The sequence below is a fragment of the Gammaproteobacteria bacterium genome (genome assembly GCA_028817255.1).
In the GTDB taxonomy this organism is placed as follows: domain Bacteria; phylum Pseudomonadota; class Gammaproteobacteria; order Porifericomitales; family Porifericomitaceae; genus Porifericomes; species Porifericomes azotivorans.
Genome location: JAPPQA010000192.1, coordinates 1 through 3,578 on the forward strand (window position 1 = coordinate 1; position 3,578 = coordinate 3,578).

At 63.1% G+C, this 3,578-nt stretch carries 2 protein-coding genes; both read left to right on the plus strand.

Features of this window, described 5'->3' with window-relative positions:
- The first annotated feature begins 281 nt into the window (after positions 1–281).
- Positions 282–2,330, plus strand: a complete 2,049-nt coding sequence (locus tag OXU43_07790; protein ID MDD9825055.1) for a M3 family metallopeptidase — start codon at positions 282–284, stop codon at positions 2,328–2,330.
- Positions 2,331–2,384: 54 nt separating this feature from the next.
- Positions 2,385–3,170 carry an exodeoxyribonuclease III gene (gene xth / locus OXU43_07795; protein ID MDD9825056.1) on the plus strand — a complete coding sequence of 262 codons (786 nt, stop codon included), beginning with the start codon at positions 2,385–2,387 and terminating at the stop codon, positions 3,168–3,170.
- Positions 3,171–3,578 lie beyond the last annotated feature (408 nt).

Genomic DNA, 3,578 nt, shown 5'->3' on the forward strand with positions numbered 1-3,578 from the left:
CCGGACGCCAGACGAAACCTCACTCTAGCAAAACCCGCAACGCAACGCCAGACCCCCGCTGCCCGGCGCGCAACCCGCCGCAACGGACCGTTCCATCCGAAACGGGCATAGCGAAAGACCGCGGGAGTCCCCTGGATTGCATTTGCCATTCGAATCCGCGCAATATGGCGCCCTATGCTTTCCCCCCCGGAGCCATCGCCAACGATCCCGCCCCGCGTCGCATGAGCGGGGGAGCTTGCAACCGCACCGCCGCAGCACATGCGGCGCGGCAGGAAGCCGGCATGGACCTGTCCTCGCCGTTTTGGAGCCGGGGTCTGCCGGACTTCGCCGACATACGCCCCGGGGAGGTCGAGGCCGTAATGGATGGCCTCCTCGAAAGCAATCGGCAACAACTCGGCGCGCTGCTGCAATCTCCCCAAATTCGCTCCTGGGGAGGGCTGGCGCGCGTCGAGGCGCTCCACGAGCGGCTGCACCGTACGTGGGCGCTGGTGCAACATCTGCGTGCCGTCGCCGACAGCAAGGATCTGCGCCAGGCTTACGATGCCTGCCTGCCCAAGTTGTCCGCCTATGAAATGGCCGTAGGGCAGAACGAGGATTTGCACCGGGCATACCAGGCGGTGCGGGAGGGCCCGGAGTACGGACGGCTCTCCCCGGCGCGCCAGCGAGTAGTGGAGAACGCCCTGCGCGACTTCCGTCTGGCCGGCATCCATCTCTCCAAAGACGGAAGGAGACGGCTGCAAACAATCCACCGCAGGCTTGGCCAGCTCGAAGCGCAATTCGAAGAAAACCTGCTGGATGCGGCCAATGCCTGGCACCTGCGGATAACCGACGAGCGCAAACTGAGGGGCTTGCCGGCGCTGACCAAAAACCATGCCTTGCGGGCGGCACGCGAGAAGGGCTTGCCGGGTTGGCTATTGACGCTGGACGACCCCTGCTGCCTATCGGTCTTACGGTATGCCGACGACCGCGATTTACGGGAGTCGCTCTACCGGGCGCATGCGACGCGAGCCTCGGATCAGGGGCCCGGCGCGCGCCGCTGGGACAATTCCGGAGTAATGGAAGAAATCCTGAGACTGCGCGGCGACAAAGCGTCTCTTCTGGGATTTCCCAGCTACGCCCACTACTCAATGGAACGAAAAATGGCCAAAAACCCGGAAGAAATTCTGCGCTTTCTGGGAAAATTGGCAACCTGCGCCCGCCCGGCGGCGGTCGGCGAATTGCGGGAATTGCGGTCCTTTGCCAAAGCTCGATTCGGTCTCGGGACGCTCGCAGCCTGGGATATCCCTTATTATTCGGAAAAGCTTCGTCATCACCGATACCGGTTTTCCGGAGAGCGGCTGCGTTCCTACTTTGCCGTGCCCCAAGTGCTGAAAGGAATGTTCCGGATCGCGCGGCGACTCTTCGGGATCGAGGTCCTGGAAGCGGAGAAATTTCCCCCCGCATGGCATCCCAGCGTACGCCTCTACCGCGTTGCGGACGAAAAGGGCCGTGAGTACGGTTGCTTTTACCTGGATCTCTATACCCGTCCCCGCAAGCAGGGCGGGGCCTGGATGGAGCATCTCCGCAATCGGCAGCGTGTCGCCGGAGAGTTGGAGCGCCCGGTGGCGTGCCTGACGACAAATTTCGCGCCGCCGCTCAAGGGACGCCCGGGGCTCCTCGCCCACGATGAAGTGGAAACGCTGTTTCACGAATTCGGCCATGTGTTGCACCACCTGCTGACCGAGGTGGAAGAAAGCGGAGTGTCCGGGATCGACAGCGTCCCCTGGGATGCGGTGGAGTTGCCGAGCCAACTCCTGGAGAACTGGTGCTGGGAACGCGACGCATTAGCCCTGTTCGGGCGGCATTACCGGACCGGGAAACCCATCGGCGAGGGGCTTTTGCGGCGCATATTGGCGGCTCGCAACTTTCAGGCGGGTATGCAAACGGTTCGCCAGGTCGAACTGGGCCTCTTCGACCTTCGCCTGCATCTCCGGCAAGGGAACCTGGACAACGAAGAAATCCAGTCCCTCCTGGACAAGGTGCGCAAACAAACGGCGGTCGTATTTCCCCCTCCGTACAATCGCTTTCAACACGGCTTCTCGCATATTTTTGCGGGGGGATACGCGGCAGGATACTACGGCTACCAGTGGGCGGAGACGATGGCAGCGGACGCATTCTCCCGTTTCGCGGCAGAGGGGCTCTTCGACCGCCGAGTCGGAGAGGAGTTTCTGCGCTCCGTGCTGGCACGGGGAGGGGCGGAAGAACCGCGGGAACTGTTCGTGCGGTTCCGTAACCGGGAGCCCAGCATACAGCCGCTCCTGGACCGTATCGGGCTCGCGGGCGAAGCGTGATTCCGCGGCGCGGTCAGCGACCGGCTTTTCCCCCTGCAAACGGAATTGCAATCCTTGTCCGCCTTTAAGATTGCCACCTGGAATGTAAATTCCCTGCGGGTGCGCTGGGAACAAGTCGGCCAGTGGCTGAGAGCGGAAAAGCCCGACATCCTGGCCCTGCAGGAGACCAAAACGACCGACGCGGCGTTCCCGGAAAAAGAGGTTGCCGCCCTGGGCTACCACGCCGCCTTTTACGGGCAGCCCGCATACAACGGTGTTGCGACCCTGAGCCGCACCCCCGCCGCGCGCGCGGCGGGGGGCATACCCGGCTATGACGACCCCCAGCGCAGAGTCCTTTGCTCGTGGTACGAAAAGCAACGCATCGGCGTACTGAACCTCTATGTGCCCAACGGCGCCGAGGTCGGGGCGAAAAAATACCGCTACAAACTGGATTGGCTGGATCGCGTTATCGAATATGCCGCGCGCCTGACCGCACAGGACCGATGGATCGTGCTGGGAGATCTCAACATCGCACCCGAAGACCGCGACGTGCACGACCCGGCGCTGTGGGCGGGCAAGATCCTGGTCAGCGAGCCGGAGCGCCTGCGCTTTCGGCAATTATTGCAACAAGGGAAATTACAGGATTGCTTCCGCTCCTTCGAGCAGGAGGCGAACAGCTTCACCTGGTGGGACTACCGGGGGGGTTCCTTCCGACGCAACCGCGGTCTGCGAATCGATCATATCCTAGCGAACCGCGCCTGGGCCGCCCATTGCCAGGAGTGCCGCATTGACAAAGTGCCGCGCAGCTGGGAGCGGCCCTCCGACCACGCGCCCGTAGTCGCCGTCTTCGAGCAAAAATAAACCGGAGACGGGAGCGGGAGCCATGCATTTCAGGCAATGAAAGGAGCGCGAAGCGCGCGCTTGATATGCTGGATTCCGGCTTTCGCCGGAATGACGGGGTGGGGGCATGGGAATGGCGAGGTGGGGGCATGGGAATGGCGGGGTGGGGGCGCGGGAATGGCGAGGGGGGGCATGGGAATGGCGGAGTAGGCTTTATTCGCCGGATGCCCATAGGGCTTTTGCACAGACTGAGAAGCGATTGTTGCACGGCTGGCGGGGGTAGTGCGCGCGCGGGCCGCGGCGGGCGCCCCCAGGGGCTCCGCGGGCGGTGGATCGTGGGAGAAAAGGGGCCTTTGTCGTTTGCCTTGCCATGCTACAGTGCCAATGATACAAGAGAAATCCATGAACGGAACGCGCTTGAAGATGGGC